Annotated in this window: 25 protein-coding genes; 18 read left to right on the plus strand and 7 right to left on the minus strand. The window is 37.5% G+C overall.

All coding sequences use genetic code 11. The annotated features are described in order from the left end of the window. Positions 1–55 precede the first annotated feature (55 nt). Both FJ366_01820 and FJ366_01825 read left to right on the plus strand, forming a co-directional pair. A complete protein-coding gene (locus FJ366_01820; GenBank protein ID MBM3894310.1) occupies positions 56–1,969 on the plus strand; it encodes an FAD-binding protein in 1,914 nt (637 codons plus the stop codon). A gap of 171 nt (positions 1,970–2,140) precedes the next feature. After that, on the plus strand, positions 2,141–3,172 hold the full coding sequence (locus FJ366_01825; GenBank protein MBM3894311.1) for a hypothetical protein: 1,032 nt from the start codon (positions 2,141–2,143) through the stop codon (positions 3,170–3,172). Here the strand turns inward: FJ366_01825 and FJ366_01830 are convergent. Then, complete coding sequence (locus FJ366_01830; protein MBM3894312.1) at positions 3,169–3,792, minus strand: hypothetical protein; 624 nt, start codon at positions 3,790–3,792, stop codon at positions 3,169–3,171. The genes FJ366_01825 and FJ366_01830 overlap by 4 nt on opposite strands. A gap of 25 nt (positions 3,793–3,817) precedes the next feature. Continuing rightward, positions 3,818–4,633: a hypothetical protein gene (locus FJ366_01835; GenBank protein MBM3894313.1), complete on the minus strand. Its 816-nt coding sequence runs from the start codon at positions 4,631–4,633 to the stop codon at positions 3,818–3,820. Between the two features lie 172 nt (positions 4,634–4,805). Here FJ366_01835 and rsmG point away from each other — a divergent pair, with 172 nt between their 5' ends. The 4 genes from rsmG to FJ366_01855 all read left to right on the plus strand — a co-directional run bounded on the left by rsmG (position 4,806) and on the right by FJ366_01855 (position 8,475). Further along, on the plus strand, positions 4,806–5,441 hold the full coding sequence (gene rsmG / locus FJ366_01840) for a 16S rRNA (guanine(527)-N(7))-methyltransferase RsmG (GenBank protein ID MBM3894314.1): 636 nt from the start codon (positions 4,806–4,808) through the stop codon (positions 5,439–5,441). Between the two features lie 4 nt (positions 5,442–5,445). Continuing rightward, on the plus strand, positions 5,446–6,450 hold the full coding sequence (trpS, locus tag FJ366_01845) for a tryptophan--tRNA ligase (protein ID MBM3894315.1): 1,005 nt from the start codon (positions 5,446–5,448) through the stop codon (positions 6,448–6,450). A gap of 5 nt (positions 6,451–6,455) precedes the next feature. After that, entirely contained in the window at positions 6,456–7,259 is an 804-nt protein-coding gene (locus FJ366_01850; GenBank protein MBM3894316.1) for an A/G-specific adenine glycosylase, read from the plus strand. Positions 7,260–7,443: 184 nt separating this feature from the next. After that, positions 7,444–8,475 carry a hypothetical protein gene (locus FJ366_01855; protein MBM3894317.1) on the plus strand — a complete coding sequence of 344 codons (1,032 nt, stop codon included), beginning with the start codon at positions 7,444–7,446 and terminating at the stop codon, positions 8,473–8,475. A 179-nt stretch (positions 8,476–8,654) separates the two neighbouring features. On the opposite strand, the gene FJ366_01860 is transcribed toward FJ366_01855, so the two are convergent. From FJ366_01860 to FJ366_01870, 3 genes are all read right to left on the minus strand, one after another. Next, entirely contained in the window at positions 8,655–8,873 is a 219-nt protein-coding gene (locus FJ366_01860) for a hypothetical protein (protein MBM3894318.1), read from the minus strand. Between the two features lie 147 nt (positions 8,874–9,020). Further along, the gene (locus FJ366_01865) at positions 9,021–9,872 is read right to left on the minus strand and encodes an SDR family NAD(P)-dependent oxidoreductase (protein ID MBM3894319.1); all 852 of its coding nucleotides are present in this window, start codon (positions 9,870–9,872) and stop codon (positions 9,021–9,023) included. Positions 9,873–9,882: 10 nt separating this feature from the next. Continuing rightward, on the minus strand, positions 9,883–11,106 hold the full coding sequence (locus FJ366_01870) for a hypothetical protein (protein ID MBM3894320.1): 1,224 nt from the start codon (positions 11,104–11,106) through the stop codon (positions 9,883–9,885). A 144-nt stretch (positions 11,107–11,250) separates the two neighbouring features. On the opposite strand from FJ366_01870, the gene FJ366_01875 reads away from it, so the two are divergent. The 7 genes from FJ366_01875 to FJ366_01905 all read left to right on the plus strand — a co-directional run bounded on the left by FJ366_01875 (position 11,251) and on the right by FJ366_01905 (position 18,395). Then, on the plus strand, positions 11,251–11,904 hold the full coding sequence (locus FJ366_01875; GenBank protein ID MBM3894321.1) for a superoxide dismutase: 654 nt from the start codon (positions 11,251–11,253) through the stop codon (positions 11,902–11,904). After that, a complete protein-coding gene (locus FJ366_01880; GenBank protein ID MBM3894322.1) occupies positions 11,904–12,155 on the plus strand; it encodes a hypothetical protein in 252 nt (83 codons plus the stop codon). Before FJ366_01875 ends, FJ366_01880 begins: the two co-directional genes overlap by 1 nt. Then, positions 12,146–12,976 carry a hypothetical protein gene (locus tag FJ366_01885; GenBank protein MBM3894323.1) on the plus strand — a complete coding sequence of 277 codons (831 nt, stop codon included), beginning with the start codon at positions 12,146–12,148 and terminating at the stop codon, positions 12,974–12,976. The genes FJ366_01880 and FJ366_01885 overlap by 10 nt, the downstream gene beginning before the upstream one ends. A gap of 3 nt (positions 12,977–12,979) precedes the next feature. Then, on the plus strand, positions 12,980–13,948 hold the full coding sequence (locus tag FJ366_01890; GenBank protein MBM3894324.1) for an ATP synthase F0 subunit C: 969 nt from the start codon (positions 12,980–12,982) through the stop codon (positions 13,946–13,948). A gap of 24 nt (positions 13,949–13,972) precedes the next feature. After that, on the plus strand, positions 13,973–15,112 hold the full coding sequence (locus tag FJ366_01895; protein ID MBM3894325.1) for a glycosyltransferase family 4 protein: 1,140 nt from the start codon (positions 13,973–13,975) through the stop codon (positions 15,110–15,112). Positions 15,113–15,189: 77 nt separating this feature from the next. Continuing rightward, positions 15,190–15,477, plus strand: a complete 288-nt coding sequence (locus tag FJ366_01900; protein ID MBM3894326.1) for a hypothetical protein — start codon at positions 15,190–15,192, stop codon at positions 15,475–15,477. Between the two features lie 203 nt (positions 15,478–15,680). Then, complete coding sequence (locus FJ366_01905; GenBank protein MBM3894327.1) at positions 15,681–18,395, plus strand: hypothetical protein; 2,715 nt, start codon at positions 15,681–15,683, stop codon at positions 18,393–18,395. 3 nt (positions 18,396–18,398) lie between these two features. Here FJ366_01905 and FJ366_01910 read toward each other — a convergent pair whose 3' ends face one another. Together FJ366_01910 and FJ366_01915 are read right to left on the minus strand one after the other, a co-directional pair. Continuing rightward, a complete protein-coding gene (locus FJ366_01910; GenBank protein ID MBM3894328.1) occupies positions 18,399–20,039 on the minus strand; it encodes a hypothetical protein in 1,641 nt (546 codons plus the stop codon). 13 nt (positions 20,040–20,052) lie between these two features. Continuing rightward, positions 20,053–21,534, minus strand: coding sequence for a hypothetical protein (locus FJ366_01915; protein MBM3894329.1), 1,482 nt, complete (start codon positions 21,532–21,534; stop codon positions 20,053–20,055). A gap of 166 nt (positions 21,535–21,700) precedes the next feature. Here FJ366_01915 and FJ366_01920 point away from each other — a divergent pair, with 166 nt between their 5' ends. From FJ366_01920 to FJ366_01940, 5 genes are all read left to right on the plus strand, one after another. Beyond that, positions 21,701–22,402, plus strand: coding sequence for a hypothetical protein (locus tag FJ366_01920; GenBank protein MBM3894330.1), 702 nt, complete (start codon positions 21,701–21,703; stop codon positions 22,400–22,402). Between the two features lie 22 nt (positions 22,403–22,424). Then, entirely contained in the window at positions 22,425–23,522 is a 1,098-nt protein-coding gene (locus FJ366_01925; protein MBM3894331.1) for an ABC transporter ATP-binding protein, read from the plus strand. Further along, positions 23,522–24,427, plus strand: a complete 906-nt coding sequence (locus FJ366_01930; protein ID MBM3894332.1) for an ABC transporter permease — start codon at positions 23,522–23,524, stop codon at positions 24,425–24,427. The genes FJ366_01925 and FJ366_01930 overlap by 1 nt, the downstream gene beginning before the upstream one ends. 1 nt (position 24,428) lies before the next feature. Beyond that, positions 24,429–25,214, plus strand: a complete 786-nt coding sequence (locus tag FJ366_01935) for an ABC transporter permease (GenBank protein MBM3894333.1) — start codon at positions 24,429–24,431, stop codon at positions 25,212–25,214. A 2-nt stretch (positions 25,215–25,216) separates the two neighbouring features. Then, positions 25,217–26,094: extracellular solute-binding protein (locus FJ366_01940; GenBank protein ID MBM3894334.1), on the plus strand; the 878-nt coding region annotated here is incomplete at its 3' end.

The raw sequence follows: 26,094 nt of genomic DNA on the forward strand, positions 1-26,094 counted from the left end.
GGCGCATTGCTTGCTACACTGTACCAACCAAAAAATGGTACTTGGAGCCTAGTAAATGCGCCGCTTTTTTATTTTAAAAAAACACCTATTTTTATTTATTATCGCCAGCCTTGCAACTTTATTTTGTGCTGGATATCACAAAACAATAACAAATAAAACCGCCTCTAGAGATATCTACCCCGTGGTTATTATCGGGGGAGGAATTGGCGGACTCAGTGCAAGCATTTTTCTTGCCTCAAAAAATATTTCCTCTTTGGTGCTAGAGGGAGAACTGCCTGGAGGTCAACTTACACTTTCAAGTTCTGTGAGAAATTGGCCAAGCATACCCGATCTTCCCGGCGAAGAAATTGTAAAACAAATAAGAAATCATGCAGAAAAGCTAAATGTAAGAATAATTTCTACAAACGCCTCCGAAATTTCCCGCCAAGGTGATTATTTTCATATCAGCTCACCCCAAGGCATATATAAAGCATTTAATGTTATTATCGCAACCGGAACAACCCCAAAAAAATTAAATATTCCGGGAGAAGATACCTTCTGGGGTAACGGCATCAGCGATTGTGCTATCTGCGATGGTGGATTATATCCCCAAAAAACAGTTGTAGTTGTTGGTGGTGGGCAATCCGCAATTGAAGAGGCTTTACACCTCAGCACGATCGCTAAAAAAGTTATTATTGTGGTGAGAAAATCAGCGCTCAAGTCTCACGAAGCGTCCCGTCTTGCATCACTAAAAAGCAAACCGAATATTGTGATTGTATACGATTCTATTGTTACCAGTGCACAAGGAATAGACTCAAAACTTAACTCAATCACTACCTTGAATATAAAAACACAAGAACAGTCAACGCTTGCAGTTGATGGTCTTTTTTTAGCGATTGGCTCAACCCCCAACAGTAACCTGTTTAAAGATTTAGTCGAATGTGACTTGAATGGATTTATCAAAACAGGTCGTTATGGAAAAACATCCTGCAATGGAATTTTTGCTATCGGTGATGTTACCCACTCAAAATACCGACAGGCTATTATGGTTGCAGAACATGCAGCAATAACGGCAAACGCTCTTGCGGCCCAAATCGATAAATCAAAAAGCTTTTATGCATATTCTGAAGATAATGCCACTATTTTAGCGCCACAAAAAATAGGGCCTCAAACAGCTAAAGCCGATTACCATGTAGTATTTGTAAATGCAAACGCAGCCTCATACACTGCAGCAATCTACCTACAACACGCAGGTTACAAAACAGCAATCATTAAAACATCGCAACCAGCCAACCACAATATTATTTGGCCCGGAGATAATTCAGCAACTCAAAAAACTATTTTGAATTCGTTAGAAAAACACGCGCTTTCAGCAGGATCTAAACTTATAGAAGATACAGTTGTTAATGAAGACTACAGCGCATATCCGTATGCCTTAGAGTTAAAAAAAACAAGTAGCATGGTAACAAGTTATTGTCTTATTGACGCTGAAAACGGAGTGCCTTTTGATTCTGAAGGACTCCAAGAAGTTCAATTATGCGGCGTTGGGGCACGAATTGGATTACAAATTAGTGAAAAACTTCAGGAATACCCTATCATTCCTACTAACCAAACTTTCGAAAAAACTTCCACCAACGTTGAACAACCTAAAAAAATAACTCGACCAGCAACAATTCCCCATATAAAAACAATTAAAGAACTCAACACCATCCTAAAAGAAAATGATGCAGTCTTTATCGATTGCTATGCTCATTGGTGTCCACCCTGCAAAAGACTTAAACCACTGCTCGAAAAAATATATGCCGAAAATAGGTATCCTCAAGTGTATATTGCCTGCGTAGATGTTGACGAAGCTCAGGAAATTGCCGAAGAACTAGGCGTGCAAAGTCTTCCAACACTACTCAGCTTTAAGCGCTCTAAACTTACCGGTAAATCACTTGGGTTTAAAAACGAGTCAGAACTCAGCCTGTTAATCGAAAAACTTTTATAAAACCCTAGAAAACAAAAACTTTTTCGTTGTATACCAGATTCCGAATACACCGCCAGGATTGCCTCTTAATTCCGGAGTCTTTTTATGCAATTTCATTGTAAATATTTTCTGTTCACCATATCTCTTTTTTTCTGCACTTCATCTGCACCTATAATCGTTTGCGACCAGCTCATGACTCTATCACCCTCGACACTTAGATTTATTGTTCATCCAGCAGGCGAAGTTATTGCCGCTCAAGAAATAGCTGGCGACAGTACACAACTAACTTTTTTTCAATATGAACAAGCAACACCTGAAGGCCGATCTGCCGTGCTGAACAGATTATGCAGCGTTCCAGATGAATCCGCACAGGGAATTAATTGGGGTTGGACACACAGCAAACTATTATTTGCAACATCAAGCAATAGTGGAAAATTCTCTATCTACAAAATAGAACCAACAGAGGATAACTCTTCGGCAACCGCTATCAAAATCATCGAAGAGGAACAAGGCGAACAAGCAGTGTTAATCGCATGGAACAACAACAACGACATTATTGCTCTTGCAACAAGTACACACATTAAAATGTATGTTTTTGACGAAGAAAGCGAATTACCCCTTCGATGTGTTTTTTCAAAAAAACACGATCTTACAAACGTTAAATTTTTAGGATGGTCATCAAACGATTTATATTTAAGCCTTGGCAACAAAAAAACGTTGTTGTTATGGCAAACCAGAAATCAATCTGGCATTCTTAAATTAACCCCCTACATCAATAAAAGAATAGACCAAACCTTATCTCAAGCATCTGTTGGAGATATAAAAGACATCGCATGGGGAAAGAGCAGCTCTCAATCAATTGCAATTCTGGGAAAAAAAATGATCGTTATTAACATTCCAGAATTAAACCCTGAGTTTCCAAGAATTATCCAAAATATCGCACCATCAGTTCTTTCATTTATAGCCTGGAACCAAACGCCTTCAAGCATGGGAGAGAAGCAAGAAGTTATTGCTACAACAAAAACTGGTATCGAATATCGCGTATATACGGTCACCGACAACAGCTTGTCTTACAACTCAACTCCTCATAGCCTTTTACCTCCAAGCTCGCCAGAAGAAAGTAATCCACTGCAACAATTTAGCACAGTACCAGCAACTACTCACATTGTTGCAGATGCGACAGAAGTTGAACTGGTAAACAAATTAATAGCCGCAAAAAACTAATCTTGCAGCTCATTTTTAATTTTTTTAACTGTTTCTCGAGCGTCAGTAGCATTCAAAACCAAATTACTTACAATAACGCCCGCAGGATTCATGTTCTTGATTCTTGATAAAGAATCAAAGGTTAAGTTGCCCGAAACGTAAATGGGAAGCGATGTATTTCCCTGGACATTCTCCCAGCGCTCAGATGGACTGTCTGCTGCGTCTTTTACTAATGGATTTTTATATATAATTGAATCCACATCAAGCATCTTTGCATCAAATACTCCTTGCTCTGGAGAAGTGCATGCGCTCAAGTCAAGCGCAACCAAAAGGTTATTCTGATGTGCAGCATACGCAAACTGCTGAATCATTTTATTGCTAATCCCAGCAAGAATACTTATTTGTTTCACTCGCAGCGAGGCAAAAAAATCAATATTTTGGCTATAACTATCAGTCAACTTGGTATCTAAGGAAATATCCTTATCCGGAAACAATTCTCTAAATTTAAAAACCGCTTCTTTACCATTACTCAGAAGCAATAAATTCCCCAAATAAATCTCATCAACAAATTCTACTGTTTTTTCTGCTATTTTTAATGCTTCGTCCAGACTTGCAAGGTTGTAAGAAATACAAAATTTCACAAAAACCCCTTTTTAAAAAAGTTATTTACTGATTTGTTATTCCAACCTGTTCAATAGTTCCCTTCTTGTCTTTTGTAACCACAGATTGAACATTGATGCGTTCAAAAAAATTCAATTGATGCTGATTATTAAGTAAGATTTCATCGTTAAACTTTTTCCCAATTAAATACATATCAGGCAACAACAAGTGAGGTTTGACCATTTCAACAAATAGCCCTTTGGGAATGTAGATATTTTTAGGATTAACCAAGACAATTACCGCATCGGTCGGAAGCCTTGAATCCATACCAACCGAAGACGGAGTAACTTCCCATCGTCCCATTACAACACCACCCGAATCCCCTTTTTTATCTGTCTTATCCGAAGTTTTTATTTCATTGTCCTCTTCTAGCGGTTTTTGGGTAAAAATGTATTTTTGAGGAAGCATTTCCTGGGGATACGCCTGCTCATTCATAGCTTTTTGGCTAATAAAAATTCCCGACAGCGTTTCTTTATATAAACGCTCTAAGTCGATATTTGGTGTAAAAATAACGGTAACTTGGTCTCCTGCATGCCGTAATGGAAAATTAATAAGACCATTTTCATCAGAAAAAGCAGAATAACCTCCGTACAAAGCCATTAATCCAGAAGATGATTTTGGGAAATTATCCATAGGCACCAAGCCCTTAACCATTTTTTTTGCAAATTTATCGGGTGGCATACTGCCAAATTTATCAATTTTTTTAGCAATTTTTTGGTTCACATCCTCAGCAGGATCAACCCCCAAAACGACTTGCGGATCCGGAACAATTATCGAAAGAACCAACAGACGAGTATCATCAGCCCCAAGAAAATAAGACACGAAAAAGAGCACTACGGGGAAGTAAAACAACTTTTTTGCATAATTCTGCACCCAAGACCCCTCCCAGATTTTACCGAAATAGAAACATACGTTAATCTTACAATGTTCGATACTTTTGAAACCAGAATCTCATCCAGAGATCAAAATAAATTTGTTTTTTAACAGGAAAAAAATGCAAAAAATAAGACAAAAACCCGCAGAGCGCGTTTGGGCAGACTTTGCCAAGGACGAGCAACTTACCCCAGAGCAACTTGAAAAATTCCAAACATACGCAAGTCTTTTGCTTGAATGGAATGAACTTTCAAACCTCACCGCCTTAAAAGACCTTTCAGGAGTTGTAAATCAACATTTTATTGATTCAATGAGCCTTAGAAAAAAATTTGATTTAACATCAATTTCAAGCATTTGCGATATTGGCTCAGGAGCAGGATTTCCAGGTCTCCCGTTAAAAATTATGTTTCCACACCTAACTACATTTCTCATCGAAGTAAATGGCAAAAAAAGAGCTTTTTTAGAACATGTTATACAAACACTTGGGCTAGAAAACGTCATTATTATCGACCTTGATTGGCGCTCTTTTCTTCGTTCGACTGAAGAACAAGTCGATCTTTTTGTCACAAAAGCCGCACTTCACGAAGAAGAACTGATCAGAATGTTTAGACAAAACTGCCACTACAAAACATCGCAACTTATTTATTGGGCATCTGTTGAATGGGAAATGGATCCTAAGGCAGAACCTTACATAAAAGAAATTTTACCGTACACTTTTAAACGAAAAGAACGTCGCTTTATTAGAATGAGCCTGTAAAACCATGTCTGAAAAGAAAATAATTTTAACGGGAGACCGTCCAACAGGAAAACTCCACCTGGGACACTTTGTAGGATCTTTGCAAAATCGAGTAAAACTACAATCAACTCATAAACAATTTGTTATGATTGCAGACCAACAAGCTCTCACCGACAATGCAGATAATCCTCAAAAAATTATAAATGCTATTTTTGAAGTCTTACTCGATTACCTGTCTGTCGGGATTGACCCCAAGCAAACAACCATTTTCGCGCAATCGGGCATTCCTCAGATATCAGAACTCGCATTTTACTACCTCAACCTTGTAACCGTTGCTCGACTTTCAAGAAACCCAACAATTAAAGATGAAATTCGTCAAAGAGGCTTTGAAGAATCTATTCCTGCTGGTTTTTTGGTATATCCAGTGCACCAAGCCGCAGATATCACCATCGTAAATGCTCAACTTGTTCCAGTGGGTGCAGACCAACTCCCAATGATTGAACAAACCAATGAAATTGTACGATCTTTTAACCGAATTTATGGAGAAACTTTTAACGAAGTGGAAGCCTTAATTCCAGAAAAATGCAACAGGCTTATGGGAACCGACGGACAAGAAAAAATGGGTAAATCACTAGGAAATGCTATCTATCTTGCCGATGATGCAGACACGGTGTATAAAAAAGTTATGGGAATGTACACAGATCCTAACCATCTTAGAGCGAGTGATCCAGGAAAAGTTGAAGGAAACCCTGTTTTTACCTACCTTGATGTCTTTGGTTCAGATCTTGTAAAAATTCAAGAAATGAAGGACCACTACACTAGAGGTGGATTGGGCGATGTTATTGTAAAAAAATATCTTAATGAAGTTTTACAAGCTTTCCTTGAGCCCATTCGTGCTAGACGCGCAGAAGTCAACGGCAACCAAGACTACCTGCATCAAATACTCAAACAAGGAACTCAAGACGTTAGAACAATCGCCGAACAAACTATCAAAAAAGTAAAAACCAGAATTGGTCTTACCTACATTTAAAATAGATGAATCAACAAGAATTTATTTCTAAAATTTGGAATTTTTATCGCGCCAACAAACGTCATTTTGCATGGCGCGATAACCCAACACCATATTACGTTTTTGTTTCTGAAGTAATGCTCCAGCAAACACAAACATTCCGAATCATAGATAAGTTTGAGCTCTTTATTTCTCACTTTCCCGATTTTAATACCCTTGCCCAAGCACCATTTGTAGATGTACTACGTTGTTGGAAAGGACTTGGATACAACCGCCGTGCAAAATTTATCCAACAAGCAGCACAAATTATTTGCACAAAACACGATGGCGTTCTTCCAAGCCTACCTGAAGAGCTCGTGAAATTACCCGGAATTGGTCCTGCAACAGCCTGTTCAATTCCCACATTTGCATTCAACAAACCAACCGTTTTTATCGAAACCAATATTCGTGCGGTATTCATTCATGAGTACTTCCCTTCACAAGAAAATATTACAGACGCTCAACTCATGCCCCTAATCCAAAGCACTGTTGATATCAAAAATCCACGCGATTGGTATTACGCCTTGATGGACTACGGTGTATTTCTCAAAAAAAATCACAAAAATCCATCCCGTAAAAGCAAACACCACGTAAAACAGTCAAAATTCGAAGGATCAAACAGACAACTACGTGGAAAAATACTAGAACAGTTACTCTTATTTAAGAAATGCACAGCACATGAACTTGCTGGAGTTTGCGCATCCACAGAAGACAAAATTGACTCAATAACCCAAGATCTCATTAATGAAAACCTCATAGAATTTGACAACAACTCCTTTAGAATTAAATAACTAAAAGGCCAATGGCCAATTTAACCACAAGATTTCACATTGTAACAAAAAGCGGGGGGGGGAAGCTATTTTTTAACGTTTTGAACGTTTTGGTAGATTCACAAGCTAAATTTTTTAACAAAATCTTTTTTTGAATACTATTATAGTATCTATGTTTATTCGAGTATTACGAAAACCCAAATTTATGAATATTAAAATAGCAGCCCTCTTTCTGATGAACTGCCTAGCTCTTGTCGCAGAATCATCAATTAATAAAAACCCTCAAGACAATGAAGAACTACTAACAATTCACACACCAAATAAGCTTCAAAAAAGCCTTACATCATGGTTTGGCGTACCAACAAATCAGCTAACACCCAAGAATTTAAGCATAGCTGCTCTTCCCCTCCTTCTTGATCGAATCGAAACAAGCTATCTAAGTAGAATTAGTCGATTTGAAAAATCTCATTACGCTATACTAAGTGGTCTTTTTATTGCCAAAAAATTCCTAAAAATAAACCGCCCCTCAGCAATCCCCAAACTCATATCCCTGCTCGCAGAACCAACCCCAATCTTGCTTTTTTGCCAATACCTTAAAAACGAATCTCTTAAGAATGCGCTTTTATTTTTCTGTACATCTTTAAACCTTTACATTATTTTACAAGACATGATTAGCAGATATCGCATCACCAAAATAATTAATGAACTTGAAATTGGAACCTACAGCCGCCAAATCCCCCCAAACATGGTCGACAAAAAATACTTTATACTCGACTCTCAGACAAATAATTGTATAAAAAAACACCGCGTTTTGCTTCAAGTTATTCATACATTTCTAGGTAGACTTAATGAAAGATTCCCTAATGACTACTATTTTTCAATATTCCAACTTAACAATTACATCGAAAAATTTTCTAACAAAACTGATTGCTTTTCATCATACAACGATCTGATTGCAAAAACCCTCCTAGGTCATGAAAAGAATTCTTGGCATGGTAATTACAAAACAACAACGCTGGCAACTACCACTTCATACATTCCATTGACACTTCCCGTCACGCAAAGACTTTTTATTCTCAAGAATGACGCCAAGGAACAACTTTCAACTGCCGAATACAAAACACTTAAAGGCCTATGCTACGATGATTATTTATTTTCGACAAACAAAATGCTTCAAATCACCCACGCAAAACAAATATTTGCTAACACCTATAACAGGCTAATCAGACTCCCATAGGAAATCTATTAAGAGCGTCAAAATGAACAGAATAAACTGGTGCATCGAAGAAGCAGATCAAGATAAAAAACAACTAATGAAACCAGCAGATGGCACTCCATTTAATGATGAAGAACTCGCTGAATTAAAAGCATTTCTCTCTGGACTTAGACAAAATCTTATGCATTTATAAAAAATAGTTATCTCACTGGTGGTGGACCACGACGCTCAACTTCATCTTCCGTAAGAACCTGACCCGCCGGTGTTTGAAATACAAATTCATCCGGGCGGATTACACGAGGAGGAGTTACCGGAGGAGTTGCCGGATTTGGAGCTCCTCTGCGCCCAGGAGTATCAGGGGAAAAAACAAAAGCCGCTGAAAAGAATAATCCAAATAACGTTATTTTTTTTAAAAACATAAATTCTTTAGGCATAAAAAACAATAATTAAACCGCATGAAGTAACGCAAATTTAATGCTACTTTATAAAAATGGGTACCATTAAATAGTACAAAATAAAAATTTCAAATCGCAATCATTAACGAAAAATAAAAAATTCTTGACCCCTTAAAAAAGTCCCCAATTATAAATCCAATTCGGACAAATTATGTAAAGCCATGAAATAATTCGCCACCGCTTGGTAATAAATGCAACTTTTTTACGCGATTTAATCGCATCAAATATTTGCTGACCAGCTTTCTCCACACTGCTTGACCAATATTCTTTTGGATCTTCGCCAGGCTTTGCCCAATCAACATCAACATATCCAGGGATAATATCGGTTACATAAATTGGTAATTTGTTTTGTAGAGCAAAGTTTCGCAAACTCTCCATGTAGCGCTGCATAAATGCTTTTGATGCGCAATATCCAGGCGAATCAGCGGCGCCGATAAGCCCTGAGGTTGAAGAAACACCCACTAAGTGCCCTGATTTTTGTTTTTTAAAATGCTCCCATGCAACAATAGCCGCTCGCCAAAAGCCCAAACAATCAAGATTAATTTCTTCTCGTTCAAGAGAAATAATATCGCTCCGAGTTGATCGATTTTTGTAGTTGCCAGCGGTGTACGCCTGAGCCGTTTGACTGATCGAGATCACCATCAAATCACACCCACCAAGCCGGTCAATTAATGTATTCAATTTTTCTATTGCATCATCATGACTCATGTCAATTTTGAACGGCAGACATTGATCTTTAAATTCTTTTGCAAGTTCATCAAGTCTTTCTTGTCGACGACCAACACAACCAACAATATATCCGTCAGCCATCAATCGCCGCGCTGTTTCTCGCCCCATCCCTGCAGTAGCCCCAACAACAATCGCTCTTTTTCCCTTACCCGATTCATATAAAAAAGGGAAAGATAGGTCAGCCAAAGACCATCCTAAAATCAAAACAATTATAAACAAAATTCGTTTTATCATTTATTCACGTTTAATGAGCTGAAATACCAAGTTTTTGGCCAATTTTTTGATTAATTTTATCTGAGATCAAATCTGTCACTTGAGTCGGATCAACTCGAACACCAAAAGTATCACCGACCTTTCCAGCAACCCACGAAAGAACAGAAGATGTTCGCGACGGAGCCATAGAAATATCACATTGAGATTTGATCCTTCGAGGAACCCCCGCATACTCAACGCGCGCAGAGACATCTAAAGCCTCATACACTTTTTGGCGAATTTTTGGATACGGTTTTACCAACAAGTAATCTTTCACATACACCTGTGTTATAAAACTATAGGGATGAACAGCCAAATATACCGTTGCAGCAGAACAATTTAATGCATCAAGTTTTGCATGATATCCCAAGGATGCATCTAAAAGTTTTGTTCTACCATCCATACGTAATAATGGATATCGGTCTTCATCTCGAGCTGGAGCCTGCAATTTTGCAACAATTTTATCGCCCACGCTCAATCCCATAAGGTTTGCTTCACTCCCCTCTTCCAACCAAACATCAAGATCAGTTGTAACTAACGAACTTAGAAGCAGTTGCGACATCCCTGATTGCTTTATTCTCACAGAGTTTGCTCGCAAAGACTCAATAACACATTTTGAATCATCAGAAAGATCCAGAAAGACCGTTTGTCCTTCTGCTGGTCCCATAACACGAACCATACCATTTCCTGTAATTTTTATATCAGGCAACTGATCTTTGTAGGTAACATTAAAGACAGTATTGTAAGAAGATGATCCTTGATTTGAACCCAAAATAATTTTGTCTCCATTTCTTCCACACGTTGGCATGGTTTCTTTTTTGGGTAAATATTTAAAAGAAACAATATTTAAATCACCTTTTTTTAAGATCACAACACCCGCACGTTGCAATTCAAGATGCTTTACTTCAGTTGATATTTCATATCGCTGTTCTTTTACAAAACCTGCCTCTACAACTTTACCAGCCGTTTCTGCGATATCTATTTCTTTACCACTCAAATAATCATCAATAGTTTGAGATGCAATGTCAGAAAGTGCTGAAATGCCAGTTTTTCCTTTCTGAATAGCCACTTGTTTTATATCTTTTATCAAAGATGAAATAACTCCAGAAGAAGAAGCCTCTTGCGGGCTGGACACTGTTTCATTTTGAGCCGAGCAAGCATTTTGGACAATAAAAGTAATAATTAAAAACAAAAATAATGGATTATATTTTTTCATAGCATTTCGACTTTTAAATGAATTTGTACTACCGTGTAACTAGTTTTAGTATTTCAAATGAAAAACTGTATTCTCAAGATACAAGAAAAAGCGTGGCCAGTTATTTTTAACTAAACCACTATGGAGATCTTTATGAACAGCTGGATGCTCTCAATTTTAAAAGAAACTTACCCTTTCACACTTCCAGCTCTTGGATACTCAGCAGAAAGCCTTGAGCCTCACATCGACAAAGAAACGATGGAAATACATCACAAAAAACATCATCAAGCATACATCAACAACCTGAATGCTGAGTTAGAAAAATTTTCCGAATTTCAGTCAAAATCACTTTTTTGGCTTGTCTCTCACTATGAAAAGCTTCCCGAAAATTTATCCAAGGTCGTCAGGAATCATGGTGGCGGCCATTTAAATCATTCATTATTTTGGCAAATGCTCTCTCCGCACAAGCAAACCCCATCTCCAACTCTTGAGAAAATGATTACAACTAATTTTGGATCGCTTGAAATTTTTACTACCCAATTTAACAAAGCTGCTCTTTCTGTTTTTGGAAGCGGTTGGGCTTGGTTATGCATCGATAACGAAAAAAAACTTTCTATCATGGCAACACCAAACCAAGATAACCCATACTCAAAAAACCTCACCCCAGTGCTTGGAATCGATGTATGGGAACATGCATATTATCTCAAGTACCAAAACCAAAGAAATGCCTACATTTCTGCGTTTTGGAACATTATTAATTGGGAAAAAGTAGAAGACGCTATTCACCTAAGCCCACAAATAGCAATCGGAAAATTTTAATGTTTTTTTTAGATTTGATTGCTGGAATTATAATTGGCGCAATTCACGGAATGCTTCAATTATTACAACACACAAAAAGTAGTCCAGATCGATATCTCACAATCTTTGTTTTGCGATTATTGGTTACCGGAAGTCTTTTTTTATGTGCTCAAAAATATTTACAACCATCCTATCTATTGTTTTTTTCTGGATTCATTTTTAGTTTAATACTCACCACACTACTTGCCGTGCAAGGATCCAAATGGAACTAAATATTTTTAGCTTTCACACAAAAAATTTTTTTCAGCAGTTAAATCTAACTCATCCCTTTTGGACGCTTCATCTTGATACCGTGATATGCACATGGTTTGCCATGTTCGTACTTTTTATACTCTGCAGCACAATTATTTATTTTATAAAACACAAACCAGAATCTATGGTTAGCTTTATATCAAAAAGCATCACTAATATGCTGGTATCAACAACAAGCGAAACTCTAGGCGAGTTTGACGAAGAGTCGTTCCATACTTCATTTAGTCTCTTCTTCTTCGCGTTCTCATGCACATTGGTAAGCCTTATTCCTCACGTAGAAGAAGCAACCAGAGATGTAAACACAACATTTGCTCTGGCCCTGATCAGCTTTTGTTTTGTTCAATACAAAGGATTTAAAGCTCATGGATGGCATCGCCTCAAAGAATACATACAACCCTTCTTCTTTATGCTTCCAATGCACGTCATCGGAGATATTGCAAAAATAACCTCAATGTCATTTCGATTATTTGGAAACATTCTTGCTGGTTCTGTAATTTTACAACTCATGTTCCTTGTGCTCTCATTATTTTTTCCCTATTTATTTATATACTTTGCAATTCTTACGATCCTATCGCTGGCAATATCCATGCTTAAAAGCAGAATTGAGTTTGTTGCTCATCTAAAACCATATCTCAGCGCGTTATATGTTGTTTTTCTTATTCCCGCAGGACTGCAATTATTCTTTGGATTGTTTGAAGGTTTGTTACAATCTGGCGTGATTGCATTATTAACGCTAACCTACACTGGTCTTGCAACTCAAAAAGAATCTGAAGAGAATTGATATATGAATGCGATGCTCTCTTTTTTAGCACATTTCGGTCACTACGCTGGTGCATTTTTAGCCATTTCTCTCAGCGCTATTGGTGCAACACTTGGACAAGGAATGTCTTTTTCTGGAGCCGCACAAGCTCTTGCTCGTCAACAAGAAAGCGTCAAAGTTATTCGTCAGCTACAATTTCTGGGTCTTCTTCTAATCGAAAGCGGACCAGCACTGGGTCTTATTTTTGTTATTATTTTTTTATTTGGTAGCAGCTTACCTGCAACACTTCCAATTGGTCTGGTAAAAGCAAGTATTGGACTTTCATTTGGACTAAGTTCTCTTTTTTCGGGAATTGCAGCAGGACAGGCGGTTAATGCTGCTGCTCACGCATCTGCACGACAACCATTTATTGGTAAAAAACTTTCAACAATCATGTTGCTGCTAGAATCTTTTGCTGAAGTCTCAACAATCTTTAGCTTCATCATCGGATTAATAGCATTTTCTAAGCTCTCGCCCGACTTGACCCTACAAGAAGGAATTAAATTATCTGCCGCGTGCCTGACTTTAAGCGTTGCAACAATTGGCACAGGAATTGCACAAGCAGCCCTTGCGCGATCAAACATTTCTGCGATCGGACTCAATCCGTACATGTATGGGAAAATTAGCACATTCACATTCATCACAAGTGCATTTATCGAAACCCCAATTTTTTTCGCATTCTTTTTATCATTCAAATTATTTTACACTTCAACAGCTCACCTTTCTGCAATTGAATGTCTTTCTTTTTACGCAATCACCCTTGCAAGTGGACTTGGCTCTGCAGGACCTGCGATCAGCGCAACCCTTGTATCGTCAAAAAGTGCAATTCAAGCAGCTTTGAATCCAAGCCAATACGAAAAGCTCAGAAAAACGACGATTTTCGCTCAATTTTTATTAGAATCAGGAGCTATCTATTCTCTTCTTCTTTCGATTATTATCTCGATGATTCTTTAAAATTAAATCCGATAAAAAAACCTCATGCATATTATTTATTTCATAACAAAGCTTGAACTTGGCGGAGCTCAAAAAGTCTGCCTCGCGCTTCACTCTGGCCTTAAAACAAAAAACAACGTCAAAACCTCACTTATTTCAGGAAACGAAGGCGTTCTTGTTTCTGCAACAAAAGATGATTCCTCTGTAATTCTTCTTTCTACGCTCAAAAGAGAACTCTCGATTTCGGGTATTTGGAATGAAATAAAGACTTTTTTCGATCTTATAAAAACACTTAAAGAGCTATCAAAAAAATATGCAGGCAAAACAATTATTCATACCCACAGCACAAAAGCTGGAATTCTTGGTCGTTGGGCAGCTTTTTTTGCAAGAATCCCGATCAGGGTTCACACCGTTCACGGATTTGCGTTTCATGAACACCAATCATACCCAAAATGGATAGTTATTTTCTTATGTGAATGGATTACCTCACTTATTACCACTCACTTTGTCCTCGTTTCTAGCTACGATCAGTCTATCGGAATGAAGTTTTTTCCTTTCTTTAAATCAAAAAATTCAATTATTAGAGCGGCAGCATTCATTTCCCCACCGCAATACGTTCATAAAAGCAAGAAACAATTCTCTGAAGAAAATCCATTAATAATCGGAAGCGTAAGTTGCTTTAAACCCCAAAAAAATATAAACGATCTTATTACCATTTTTAGTAATTTCGTTCATAAAAACAACGTACACGCTCGCCTTGAAATCATTGGCGACGGAGAACTTAAAAAAAACCTTCAAGATCTTGCAGGCACTCTAAAAATCTCTCATCTCGTTTCTTTTGTTGGCTGGCAACCAAACATCTCACCATTTTTGGCTCGTTGGGATCTTTTTGCCTTAACATCTTTGTGGGAAGGACTTCCGTGCGCCATCATCGAAGCTCGACTTTTTAAACTCCCCGTCATCTGCTACAACACTGGTGGCATAAAAGATGTAATAGAAACCAACAAAAACGGGGCTTTAATTACCCAGTTTGATACAAAGTCTTTTGAATCATTTTTATTAAAATGCTACAACGATCAATCGTTTTACGAACAAATCGCAAATAACAACGACGACCTTTCTAATTTTACCGTAGAGGCAATGGTCAACCAGCATCTAGAACTCTACAAAAAATTATCCGAATAAAGACTCTTTTGACTCAGAAATTACAACTCTGGTACAGTCGTACTGTTGAAAAGGACAACTTCTTCAGGGGGGGAAACATGAAGAGGAGCCTAAGAATAACTATTTCTGGAAACGTCCAGGATATGTCATTCAAAGAAAAAATTCAGCATGCTGCTGAGAAATTCAAACTCGAAGGTATATGTGAAAATCTTGATGAGGATAAACTTATTATCCTGGTAAACGGAGAAAGCGAAATGCTTGATAATCTTATCGATACCATTTACGAAGGAACCTTGAAAACCAAGATTGATTTTGTAGATGTTGAATCAAACACAACACCAAGAAACTACCGTGGTGTTTTTAGAATCATCAGCAACAACGAGTAAAAAAATTAGGAGGGCTTTTTTAGCCCTCCTTTTGCAATAATCTTTTTTCAAATTCATATAAAAATAGTAGAGTAAAAAAAATAAATTTTTCTGATTTTAAACATTGTTGAGTATTGTTGAAAAAAATACCTTTCTTCCTACTTTTTATTTTTTTTATTTCTTCAACCACATGTTATTTTTCACAAAAAATAGATTCGATCGTTTTGAATGCAAAAAATACGATTTCATTAGATGAGTTTTGCTATTTAACAGATTTTAACGTGGGAAGTATTATCTCAGAAGAAAAAATCGAAAATGCACGCGAGATTTTAAAAGCAAAAAAACGCTTCAAAAGTATTTCTCTTAAAACAACTCCTACTGCTGGAGGGGTAACCCTAACATGCACGATCGAACCTGCAATAATCCTCAGAAAAATTCGTATTCATTCCTCTATGAGTTTGAGGCATTTTTATGAAGCACTGTACACAATTCAACCGGGAGAAATTTTTTCACCAGAAGTGCACAAGCAATCTCTTGATGCTCTCAAAAATCGACTACTGTTTGATGGATACCTCAAAGGAACAATTTCTGATTCTATCAACATCGATGAAAAAACACACACCTGCATCATAAATATTTATATTCAACCAGGCCCGCGTTATTACATAAATAAAGTAGATTTTAAATCCATTTTCCCTCTCAATCCAATGCAACAAAAAGCTTTTCAGGGGGTTATTGCCGCTAAACTTTCAAACCTTCTCAACCCGCTTATAAAAAAATATCAATACAATCAACCAACCATTAAATCTTGGAATCTGAGAATTAAAAAAGTTCTTTTTGATCTTGGGTTTTTAAAAACAACAGTGACTGCCCATGTTTCATTTAATCATAAAAAAAATGCTGCTCATATCGTAATCACGGGAACAATTGAGTCAAAAAAAATAGCTCTTTATGGAAACAAAATCTGTTCTGCAAAAGAAATTTTCGACTCATTAAGCTCTCACATTTCAACCAAGGGGGTACTGCAAGAATCGATAGCTAAACATCAACTAAAATTATTGTATCAATCAAAAGGATGCTGGAAGCCTCAAATTAAATTTCATGAAACATCTGATTTATTCAAAATCTCAATAGCCGAAGGTCCCCAAATAAAATCTTCTGATCTAAGAATAAAAACGATTGATGCTAAACCCTTTTATCTGCCTCTAATCACATCAACACAAAAAACCCTCTGCTCAACATCGTTTATAAAAAATACGCTCAAAAAAATTAACTCTCTAGCTCAACGACGGGGATACTGGGATTTTGAAATCACTAACACTCGAATGATTTTTAATCACGAACAACCGCGACATTGTAATCTAGAAATTATCGTAAGGCCGGGAACTCAACGAATACTCAAAGAAATAAAAGTTATAAACACTGATCCAGCAATTTTTAAACACAAGAAAAAAATCGAAGAGACACTCAAAGATATCCCATTTGATCCAGAAGTCATTTCTAACTTACGGATAACGATTTTAAATGATTTATACCAAGCTGGTTTTTGGCATGCAACGGTAGACTGCTCTCTCCAAAACTCAATCTCTAACGAAAATACTGACGAAGGCATTGTAGCTGTTTGTACGATCAATCCAGGAGAACAATCGATCTGCGGAAAACTTGTCGTGCAAGGATTTACAAAACTTCCCTTCAAGCAAATTCTTAAAAATTGCAACATCAAAGAAGGAAGCGTTTGGGAACAGCAAAAAATTATCGCCGCACGAAATCAACTCCACAGTTTAGAAATCTTTGAACACATCAAACTCTCTCCAAACCAAATCACCGATCCAAAAAATCCCAAACATATCATCGCTCAGATTCTAGATGATGATCCATATGAAATTCGATTTAAATTTGGTGTTTTTCTTTCAAACGAGGAGTTGCTCACTGAGCGAAAATATTCTTCTAAAATCGCTGGCACTTATTTAATTAAAAACCCAACAAATCGTGCTGATATTATCACGATTGCCTGTCAGGCCGATAGGCGAGATCAACATATTTGCCTTGGCTATCGAATCCCCGATCTTTTGGGAGAAAACCAAATCAATTCATTTTTGCTGCGCAGCAAAATGCATCACTATCTTCTCAACCTCACCGAACAAAAAAAAGCTCTTCATGAGCATAAAGTTGAATTTAAAATCATAACAACCCCGCCACCAATTTTGTATGAGCCTCAATTTGGGTGGAAAGCTGGCATAGAGAGTTCAAGACTCACCCAGCTGCATGGAAATCTTAACTTTAACAATAATCTCTTGGATAAAAATTTACTGTCGGTGTATGTCAAACCAACCTACAAAAAAATAGCTCTTGATGAACTCAAGCCAATGAGCGAAGGCTCGGTAACTATCGCAAAATGCAAAGTCGCATTTCCTATCATCTCGTATGGCAATTCTCCGGCGATTCGCTGCCAATTTAAACAACTTTTTGCCAAAAACTTTGGTACACACATCGGTATGCGGCTAACTTTACGCGCTGGCCACATTTTTACCGATTCTGCGTTTTCCAACATTCATCCCGAAGATAGATTTTTTCTTGGTGGCACAAATTCACTGAGAGGCTATTCAAAAGACACAGTCCCGCCGATTGGAACGTATGTCATGAGTAATGGACAGACGGGATACACCGTACAAGGGGGCACCAGCATGCTCCAGCTCAACACTGAAATTAAATTTTTAATTCTCAAGAATGCAGAATTACACTTTTTTTATGATCGCGGTGCTCTCTCGCAATCGTCAATCAATCAACTACTCAAAGACACCTACCGAACAGTTGGGTTTGGTACAAAGTTGTATACACCCCTGGGAATTGTAAAATTTGATGTTGGCTGGAAACTGAACGTAAGCTTTCCCGAAGAAAACACCTACAACTGGCATCTTTCATTCTCTGGATCGTTCTAAAATTTAAACCTGTGCTTCTTGCGCTTCCAAGTCGGCAGTCGCCGCAAGCGTTTGTTGCGCAATAAAACTTCGCGGTCGATAGTCTCTCATGATTTCTCGCGCCATCGCACGCGCACGCTGACGAACCGTCAAAGGATATTCATGATTAAAAGCCAAAAATTGCTGCAAACTATATTCCATGAAGTTCCACGGACTTGCTCCATTATTTTCTTGTTTATACCCATCAATTTCTCTAAGTCCTCTTGTTCCAAAATTACAAACACCCAGACCTAAGAAATCCGGATCCTGCTCTGCTAAATTAAACAATTGTTGAGGCGTAAGTTGATTAATCAAATTCTGCGCTGCCTGCAGTTGATCATTAATAACATTAGGCGGAATAATAATCATTCGTCGAATATAATTTAATTGCCGCTTACGAGCAGCAACAGGGTTGTCTAAACGTCCTGGACCATCGTCCCAAAGTTGATGCGTATACCGAAAAAGATCGTACGCACATTCAGCACCTCCAAACAAATTGTATGCTTTTAATAACAAATCATGATGATTAAGTTGATCTATTTTTTGACGCAACCCAGAAGAAAGTTGATCAAAAAGATGTTTGGGTATAAATCCTGTAACCGGGAAAAACATTAGATTTTTATCCCACCCCCAACTAAAATCCTCATATTTACAAAAAACATCTTTGACGGGTTGAAATACCTTTGGCAGCTTTTCAAAAGCGCGATTTATTTGAAATTGCCCGCTTTTGTGAAAACGATATATTTTGTATATCGATGTTGCAAAGTAAGATACAAGTCCTAAAGGAATAAATAACAATTTAAAAAAAGACTCCATGCTATTAAACATGAGTCGATCAATCCCAGATGCAAAAAAAGCACCCGGCAAAAGAATGTCATTGTTCTGCCTTAAAAAATGATATCTTGGTTCATCTGGATTTCTAACTTCTTTTCTAAAATACTCTGAAGTCGACTTTGCTATCCCATTCATAGAGGCACCCATTCCGCAAAGTAATAATACATTTTGAGTGCAATACGCAGGAAGTTTTACATCGTGCTCTGCGTTTGGGCGAAATTGCAGATATATTTTATCTGCTTTTTTCAGCACTGAAAGCTCTTTTTTAACCTGCTGGTGAACTTGATAGACTTCATAGAACTGCCAAGCCATAAGACTCAAGAAAACCATTGCCAAAAATGCTTTTTTTACTGAATTATCTGGGTAGTGCAACATCATCATCGCTGCGACAACCGCCAACTGCCCGCCCTGCGCAAACGATTTTACCCCATGCAAAAAACCTCGCTTACCCAAAATCGATGGCAACACGTGATACATCATGCGAGAAGCAAAAAGCAAAGCGATCGTAGTTTTTGTATTAAAATCACGATGATCTCCAACAATATTTCGACCCAAATTCAATCGTTGAAGCAATAAAGATTCGAGGATCGAAAGGCCAACCATCGGTGCAAAAATCTTTTTTGTATTTTCGCGATTCCAATCAGCAGATTGAATTCCAGTGGCAAAACCCCCCCAAAACTCCACCGCATTTTTTGCGTATGCTGTTATTTGCAACGAATCTTTTGTTGAACCAGCCGCAGACAGCACGGAAGAAAAAAAAGCTAAAAATAATACAAAATATCGATTAATCATTCTGAGCCAATACTTATAAAGCGGGAGTCGCCGCAACCGGTTCTTGGGCTTCCAAGCGAGAAACAACACTTAATGTCTTGTGTGCTAAATAACTTTTTGGCTTAACCTGAAGAACTTTTCGAGCAAAGACCCGTGCGGTATTCCGCATACGAGCGTCATACCCATCAGCAAATGCCAAAAACGCTCGTAGTGACTGCTCCATAACGTTGTAATTCTCATTTGGGTTAATATCACTAATATTTACAAATGAACCCGCAACATCAAAAAATGTATTCCAATATCTTCGATCAACTGTGCCCTTATATTTAATTTCTCCATCTCTGAACCGTGCAAGCAGCTCTTTATTCGATAATGTTTTAATTTCTGGTGAATATGAACCATCTCTGTTTACAGCAAAATATCTTGCGCAAGAATTAATTTCTTTTGGATTATCTTGATAATACCATTCCTGCGTATAATCAACCAACCCCTGAGAATAATATCCGCCAAACAAATTATGCGCATTTATTAATAAATCCTGTTCATTCAATAACGTAATTTGTTCTTGCAAGTCCCAAGAAAGCAGATCAAAAAGATCTCTTCTTATAAATTTTTGCTTAAAAATAGCAGGCGAACCAGTAATTTTTGAAACAACGGTAAAAAATAAGGAAGTAAGCGATCTGAGTAAAAGAGCCGCCCCTTTACCCTCTAAGTAAATACGACTCAAAGGCTCAAAGAAATTTTCGTTCAAAACTCTAGTCTTATAATTCTCATAATCCAATAACCAATTCAACAAACCATACTTACAAACTTCTTCTTCAAAATGCCTCTTATAACATTCTCTGGTCGTCCAAAAATTAAACCATCCATGAAAAAGCGACTGAAGCTCAAGTCGAGGAACAAGAACCAAATCTTGATCCCGATCAGACCCGTCAAATACGTATGATCGGTGTTTTAAGGGTAAATGTAACTCTTTGTTTAATGTTTTTATTTCCTCATCCAATCTGGTTAAAACGCGTTGAATAGCGTACGCTCGCCAAATAATTGTCGCCAATCCAGCAACAAGCACCGCAATACGAACGCGCTCATCTTTTTTGGGGATCTTTCCTTCCCCAGGAATCATCTGCGAAAGAAGCAAACAGCACAACGCAAATTGCCCGCTCTGAAAGAATGATTTACAACCATCCGCAAGAGAACCGCCTCTCATGAAAACGGGGACAACGTGATATAATAATTTAACGCAAAAAAAGAGTGCGATAGTTGTTTTTGTATTAAAATCCTTATCACTACCAACAATTTCTCTTGAAAGATCAGTTTTTTTTAACACCAGGCCCTCAAGAACAGAAATACCAGCCTGTGGCAAAAAAACCGTTTTCCAATTTTCTTTTACTTTCCAGTCCCGTAGCTGAATACCCGTTGCATGCCGAAAGACAAAATCAGCAGTCCAATCTAATGAACCTGCAGCAGACTGCACAGAAGAAAAAAGAGCCAAAAATAACAAAAAACAACGTTTCATAGAAAAATAACCTTATAAAAATATTACGCATGAATTTTATTCTATCAATTTAAAATGGTTTAGAATAATCAACAATTTTCTGGGCAAAAGTGATAAAATTTGACTTATTTGCCAATACTGCTTTTCTAAATGTAAAAAAACGTAAAAAACAATCTTGGAGCCTGCGATGAATTCTTCAGAAAAATCCCAAAATATTAAAACGTCGGTAATTGAACTGCTCAAATCTGAGCTTTTATGCCATGTTCCCTATGGAATTTTGGCTGTTGCAGCAAGTCTTTTTGTTGTCTGCTTGATGCTTTTTAACGTCCCAGACGTTGCCGCTTGCGCAAAAAGTGCAAACACCCTCTTTCACACACTGCATTTTATTCATATTTTATTTGCCTCATCATCAGTTGTGTTGGCATTTCGTAAATATTCAAACAGCTTTTGGGGCTCTCTTTCCCTGGGCGCGATTGTTCCTGCGGTTTTCTGTACCCTCTCTGACGTCTTTTTACCATACTGGGGAAGTCAATTTTTTGGCCTAAATGTAACCCTGCACCTTTGCTTTAAACATCATTTGACCTCCATTTTACCATTCTTGATCGCCGGAATCGTTAACGGACTCTTGTTGAGCCACAAAAAAAATTGTGACGACCTGATGTCAAGCGCGATGGTCTCTCATTTCTCTCACTCATTTATCAGCGCCCTTGCGTCGTTTTTGTACTTGTTAAGCCATGGATTTGCCGATCTTAAGCACGGCATGGGAATTATTTTTATAGTTCTTCTCGTATCGGTGGTAATTCCATGTATAATATCCGACGTCATTGTGCCTATTTTTTGCGCAAACGCATTTGACACAAAGGCGTGTGAACACGATTGCAAACACTAATCAGAAAGGTTTTTGAGGACTGATGAGCGGCTTAAAACTTGAACATGTAACAAAATATTATGGTTCAGAATTGGTAATCGATAACCTCAGCCTGGAAATTCCACAAGGACAATTTTTTGCCCTTGCTGGACCAAGCGGGTGTGGCAAAACAACCATTTTACGGCTTATCGCAGGACTTGAAACAGTAAATTCCGGGAACATTTTCCTTGGAAAAAAAAATATTACCTCCACCCCTATTCACGAACGGAAAATCAACACCGTTTTTCAGAGCTATGCCCTGTTTCCACATCTTTCGGTTTTTGAAAACGTTGCCTATCCATTGCGCGTTCGCAGAACATCTGAAGATGAAATCGAGGATAAAGTCTTAAAAATACTTAAAACCGTTTGCCTGAGCGGACACGACCAAAAGATGATTGGGCAACTTTCGGGCGGGCAACAACAACGCGTTGCACTCGCGCGCTCAATTGTTGCCGAACCAGAAGTCCTTCTGCTTGATGAACCTCTTGCGGCGCTTGATCAACGACTCAAAGAGCAAATGTTAATCGAACTAATCGATTTACAAGAAAAACTCGGTATGACATTTGTATACATTACACACGATCAGCGCGAAGCGCTTACTGTCGCCGACCGCATGGCGATCTTAAACGTCAGAGGTCGAGTTGAGCAACTCAGCACACCAAAAAATATTTATGAATTTCCAGCATCACGTTTTGTTGCAAACTTTGTGGGAACAACCAACATTATTCATGGAATCTTACACAAAGACGACGGCGCACATTGCTACGAGCTTGAAACAACAGATTTTGGAGCAATCAAAGTCTATGTACATCACGAACGAAATTGGATCGTCCCTGGCGCGCACTCATACATCAGTCTACGCCCAGAAAAAATCAAAATTACAAAAAAGCGATTACCGCATATCGAAAATATTATCACAGGAACAATTAAAAACATTTTGTACCAAGGACAAGCAACGCTGTTTGACGTTGAAATAAGCGAAAACTGTGTCATCAAAGTATTTAAGCAAAACGAAGACCACGTGCCTGAAGAAATTTTAAATTATGACGATGAAGTAAACTTGCATTTTTACAAAGAAGATGTCGTTCTCCTGGAGCATTAATGATGTCATTTAAAAAAATTATTGAAGCTGAATGGTTCACGTTTTTTTCTACCCCTGCTCTCTTGTGGCAGTCTCTTTTCGTGCTCCTTCCCCTAAGTATCGTTCTTATTTTCTCATTATTAGACTTTTCTTCAAACTCAATAACGTTAACACTCGCGCACTACAAAGCTATTTGTACAACAACTCATATCTGGGCAATTCTTAATTCACTGTTATTTTCTGCCCTCACCACCGCAGCATGTATTGTAATTGCATACCCTGTGGCTTACTACATCGCTTTTTGCATTAAACAATTTAAACTTTTTTTGTTATTACTTTTGATCATGCCATCATGGACAAATATCGCGACACAAGTGTACGCATGGTTTGTTCTGTTACAAAAAAATGGGCTTATTAGTTCATTACTCAAAATGTTGTATATCACAAAAGATAGTATGCACCTGCTCAACAACAAACCAGTGATCATCGTTGGTCTTACCTATTGCTTTCTGCCGTTCATGATTTTACCACTCTACTTGTCGCTCTCAAGTATCAAAAAAAATCTTCTAGAAGCATCTGCTGATCTTGGAGCAACCAATTTTGAAACATTTTACAGAGTTATTTTGCCTCTTTCTAAGGGCGGATTAATTAATGGAATTTTATTGGTATCGGTTCCGACTTTTGGAGAATACGCAGTTATCGAAATTCTTGGTGGAGCGAATTATGCATTATGGGGAAATAACATCGTAAATACTTACTTAGTCGCATCCAATTATGCACAAGGCGCAGCACTTACCGTAGCTGGAATTACTGCATTTTTACTCTCTATCCTCCTGTGCATCATAACCTACAAACTCATCCGATATATCAAAAATTATAAGCCGACGATGCACGTCCTTGCTCCAGAACGAGAAGGGGAATATTAACATGAATAGAAATCTTCAATTTTATGTCTTATCTTTTTTCGTTGGCCTGGTGTATGTTTTTATCTATTTTCCCGTAATTTCTTTGTTCATTCATTCATTCAATGCATCAACACTTGCTGCCAGTTGGGGCGGATTTACCTTCAAGTGGTACTTCTCGTTATTTTCATCGAGCGAAATTTCAAGCGCACTTTTTAATTCTCTTTTTATTGCGCTCTCATCAACTTTTTTAAGTGTTTTACTTGGCACAATGTTTGTTTTAAGTACCATAAAAACTCGTCAACAAAATTTAGATGCTATTTTTTATCCAAACATTTTCACACCAGATATTGTTCTTGCTATGGCTCTTTTTAATCTTTTTAAATTTTTAGAAATTCCCTGCGGATTTGTAAGCCTTATTATTGGCCACACGGCAATTGGATTAATTTTTGTTATTCCCATCATTCGAACAAAATTTAATGAACTCGGAAAAGATCTCATCGAAGCCTCACTTGATCTAGGAGCCAACTACTGGTACACCACGAAAAACATTCTTCTTCCTCTTCTAAAACCAGCGCTAATAACCGCTTCATTTATGGCTTTCACGTTATCTTTAGACGATTTTTTTATTTCTTTTTTTTGCACGGGCCCAGAAATTCAAACGCTTTCTTTGTATATTTTTTCTCGACTCAGGTCTCAAAGCTCACCAGTGCTCAGCGCTGTTTCATCTTTAATGATTGTTATTAGCTTTATTGTATTATATTGCTCGTACACCATCATTAAAAAGAATGAGTCCGAAAGTGGTCAGTAAAAATGAATAAAATATTTTCTGCTTTTTGGAAAAACAAATTGCAATACATGATATTTATGAGCTACACCCTCATACTACTATTTTTTTTGTATCTTCCGAAAATAAACTCGCTTATTTTTCCCGCTAAAGATGCGCTTAATGTTATTATTTTTCCCGAGATGATTTCGACTGAAATTTTACATGAATTTACAAAGAAAACAGGGATCAAAATAAATGCAAAAAATATCGAAACTGACGCTGAAGCATGTATTTTGATGGCAGATGAAAGCACTCCGTACGATTTAGCACTTGTTTCGGACTACCTTGTTCCTCAACTTATGCAAAAAAAGTTAATTACCACCATGAACAAAGAAGAGATCCATACGTACCCTCAATTGCATACTTTTTTTCAAAAAAAAGAATTCGTATTTAATTCTGTCCCGTATGCATGGAGTTTTTTTGGAATCGGAATTAATAAAGAAGTTGTAAGCGTTCCAACTCCTCTTTCTTGGAATTATTTATTCCAACCACTTGAGATCAAAATTTGTGTTCCAGATGAACCCTTAACGCTTACCAGCCTTGGAGCACTTGGTTCTGGCATTAATTTACAAAAAATTGGCTCCGCTGAATTAACAAAAATTAAAACAGCTCTTGAAACACAAAAACAATTTGTAGAAATTTACACCGATACCAATATCGCGCTTCTTTTTCTCAACAACGTTGTCCCTCTTGCTTTTGCATCATACAAAACAATTCAAATGGCTCACCAATACAATCAAAATATTTCTTTCGTTGTTCCCCAAGAAGGGGGAATTGTCATTTCAAACGATTGGGTTATGATTGCGAATAGCAAAAAACAAAGTCTTGCTAAAAAATTTATTAACTTTTGCCTTGATGAAAA

This window comes from Candidatus Dependentiae bacterium (assembly GCA_016871815.1).
Taxonomy (GTDB): Bacteria; Babelota; Babeliae; order Babelales.

Bases quoted from the DNA above. Each gene is read 5' to 3' on its own strand.
- FJ366_01820 (MBM3894310.1), top strand. From the start codon at position 56: ATGCGCCGCTTTTTTATTTTAAAAAAACACCTATTTTTATTTATTATC.
- FJ366_01825 (MBM3894311.1), top strand. From the start codon at position 2,141: ATGACTCTATCACCCTCGACACTTAGATTTATTGTTCATCCAGCAGGC.
- rsmG (MBM3894314.1), top strand. From the start codon at position 4,806: ATGCAAAAAATAAGACAAAAACCCGCAGAGCGCGTTTGGGCAGACTTT.
- trpS (MBM3894315.1), top strand. From the start codon at position 5,446: ATGTCTGAAAAGAAAATAATTTTAACGGGAGACCGTCCAACAGGAAAA.
- FJ366_01850 (MBM3894316.1), top strand. From the start codon at position 6,456: ATGAATCAACAAGAATTTATTTCTAAAATTTGGAATTTTTATCGCGCC.
- FJ366_01855 (MBM3894317.1), top strand. From the start codon at position 7,444: ATGAATATTAAAATAGCAGCCCTCTTTCTGATGAACTGCCTAGCTCTT.
- FJ366_01860 (MBM3894318.1), bottom strand. From the start codon at position 8,873: ATGTTTTTAAAAAAAATAACGTTATTTGGATTATTCTTTTCAGCGGCT.
- FJ366_01865 (MBM3894319.1), bottom strand. From the start codon at position 9,872: ATGATAAAACGAATTTTGTTTATAATTGTTTTGATTTTAGGATGGTCT.
- FJ366_01870 (MBM3894320.1), bottom strand. From the start codon at position 11,106: ATGAAAAAATATAATCCATTATTTTTGTTTTTAATTATTACTTTTATT.
- FJ366_01875 (MBM3894321.1), top strand. From the start codon at position 11,251: ATGCTCTCAATTTTAAAAGAAACTTACCCTTTCACACTTCCAGCTCTT.
- FJ366_01880 (MBM3894322.1), top strand. From the start codon at position 11,904: ATGTTTTTTTTAGATTTGATTGCTGGAATTATAATTGGCGCAATTCAC.
- FJ366_01885 (MBM3894323.1), top strand. From the start codon at position 12,146: ATGGAACTAAATATTTTTAGCTTTCACACAAAAAATTTTTTTCAGCAG.
- FJ366_01890 (MBM3894324.1), top strand. From the start codon at position 12,980: ATGAATGCGATGCTCTCTTTTTTAGCACATTTCGGTCACTACGCTGGT.
- FJ366_01895 (MBM3894325.1), top strand. From the start codon at position 13,973: ATGCATATTATTTATTTCATAACAAAGCTTGAACTTGGCGGAGCTCAA.
- FJ366_01900 (MBM3894326.1), top strand. From the start codon at position 15,190: ATGAAGAGGAGCCTAAGAATAACTATTTCTGGAAACGTCCAGGATATG.
- FJ366_01910 (MBM3894328.1), bottom strand. From the start codon at position 20,039: ATGATTAATCGATATTTTGTATTATTTTTAGCTTTTTTTTCTTCCGTG.
- FJ366_01915 (MBM3894329.1), bottom strand. From the start codon at position 21,534: ATGAAACGTTGTTTTTTGTTATTTTTGGCTCTTTTTTCTTCTGTGCAG.
- FJ366_01920 (MBM3894330.1), top strand. From the start codon at position 21,701: ATGAATTCTTCAGAAAAATCCCAAAATATTAAAACGTCGGTAATTGAA.
- FJ366_01925 (MBM3894331.1), top strand. From the start codon at position 22,425: ATGAGCGGCTTAAAACTTGAACATGTAACAAAATATTATGGTTCAGAA.
- FJ366_01930 (MBM3894332.1), top strand. From the start codon at position 23,522: ATGATGTCATTTAAAAAAATTATTGAAGCTGAATGGTTCACGTTTTTT.
- FJ366_01935 (MBM3894333.1), top strand. From the start codon at position 24,429: ATGAATAGAAATCTTCAATTTTATGTCTTATCTTTTTTCGTTGGCCTG.